Origin of the sequence: Paraburkholderia atlantica (assembly GCF_009362785.1) — a bacterium.
Lineage (GTDB): Bacteria > Pseudomonadota > Gammaproteobacteria > Burkholderiales > Burkholderiaceae > Paraburkholderia > Paraburkholderia atlantica.
In genome coordinates this window covers 1-628 of the sequence record NZ_WHNQ01000237.1, presented here as the reverse complement: position 1 = coordinate 628, position 628 = coordinate 1, and the positions used below count along the sequence as shown (strand labels likewise).

Here is a 628-nt window from a genome sequence, read left to right as displayed (position 1 = left end):
CGATCGTGCTGTGGAGGCTCCGGTGCAAATAGGTAGCGTGGCCGAAAATAATCTTTATAGATTTGGATACCTTATCGATTGAACAGGACGGCGTTCCAAACCGCGGGCGCGGTGGTATCGCTGAGCCTGAGCGCGCAGAGGTCGAACTGCGCCTTGCGAATGCGATGCATCAACTCGATGCCTGAAATCGTGATCGCGGCACTTCTGAACCGTTTGAATCCAGGCATCACGTTCGTTCTTGACTTGATGTGACGATGGTCCTGTTCGATCAGATTGTTGAGATACTTCGAAGAGCGCACCTTCGTGTCCTCGGGAAGCAGGCCGTCAATTTTCATCTCACGCACGGCCCGGTGCGACGCGGCATACCCATCGAGGGTGACCGTCTCCGGTGGCCGGCCTTGATGTTTGACCGCCTTGCCGAAAAAGGCTTTTGCCGCGGCCACATCGCGCTTTGCCCTGAGCATGAAGTCTACCGTCTGGCCGTCCCGATCCACCGCCCGATATAGATAAACCCATTTGCCCCGGATCTTCAGGTACGTCTCGTCAACCCTCCACGACCGTCCCGCAGACGTGGCAAAATGGTTCCAGCCCTTGACGAACTCGGGCGTATAGCGGCGCACCCAACGCA

General features: G+C 57.0%; 1 protein-coding gene. It reads right to left on the bottom strand.

Features of this window, described 5'->3' with window-relative positions; all coding sequences use genetic code 11:
- Positions 1-71 precede the first annotated feature (71 nt).
- A partial coding sequence (locus tag GCT19_RS42470) for an IS6 family transposase (RefSeq protein WP_152855034.1) occupies positions 72-628 on the bottom strand: 557 nt, incomplete at its 5' end.